The organism is Paenibacillus sp. OT2-17 (genome assembly GCF_009827695.1).
Classification (GTDB): domain Bacteria; phylum Bacillota; class Bacilli; order Paenibacillales; family Paenibacillaceae; genus Paenibacillus; species Paenibacillus polymyxa_B.
Genome location: NZ_WUDQ01000956.1, coordinates 1 through 797, shown reverse-complemented (window position 1 = coordinate 797; position 797 = coordinate 1). Strand labels below are relative to the sequence as shown.

The 797-nt window shown below is 53.8% G+C and carries 1 pseudogene; it reads left to right on the top strand.

Annotated features, from left to right (window positions below):
• Positions 1 to 74 precede the first annotated feature (74 nt).
• Positions 75 to 797 (top strand): annotated as a pseudogene (locus tag GRP75_RS30600) (tRNA nucleotidyltransferase/poly(A) polymerase-related protein); the annotation flags it as partial.

The window sequence follows — 797 nt, the reverse complement described above, 5'->3', positions numbered from 1 at the left end:
CTATGAAGCCGCTCAAAAATTAATAGAGTGGTCCTTAAATCATGAAGAGGTCCAAATCGTAACGGCAAGATGCAGGTGGTTGTGTGCAGGATGAGCTATTAGGACGAGCTATTCATGATATGGATTTGACCACTTCGGCTGAGCCTGAACAGGTCATAGCGCTATTCCCTCACGTCATTCCGACAGGGATTCAGCATGGGACGGTTACGGTCATGCAGGGCGGTCATGCGTTCGAGGTGACCACTTTTCGTACGGAAAGCGGTTATGCCGATCACCGCCGTCCAACGGAAGTTGCCTTCGTGAAGGATATCCGTGAGGATCTGATGCGACGGGATTTTACTATGAATGCGATTGCGATGGCAGAACACGGAGAGCGGGTGGACCCGTTTGGGGGAGAAGCCGATTTACGAGCTGCTCTCGTTCGTTGTGTAGGCCGAGCCGAGGAACGCTTTGAGGAGGACGGGTTGCGGATGCTGCGTTGCATCCGTTTTGCCTCTGTATTTCGGTTCCGCGTTGCATTCAACACCTGGAAAGGTATGATTCGGCGCAGAGAGGGACTTCGTTACATAGCCATGGAACGTGTGCGGGTCGAGCTGGAAAAGATGCTGGCGGGCCCTGACCCTTTACGTGGGTTGGAGATGCTGGGGCGTAGCGGATTGCTCGGCTATACGAAGGTTCCGGTTCCCTGGGAGCAATGTGAAGCACAAGCGCTCAAGGGGATCGTTCAACTGCAAGAAGAACTGCGGTGGGGCCTGCTCTTAATGTCTTGTAGACTTACCTCAGAGGCAGCGGACGAG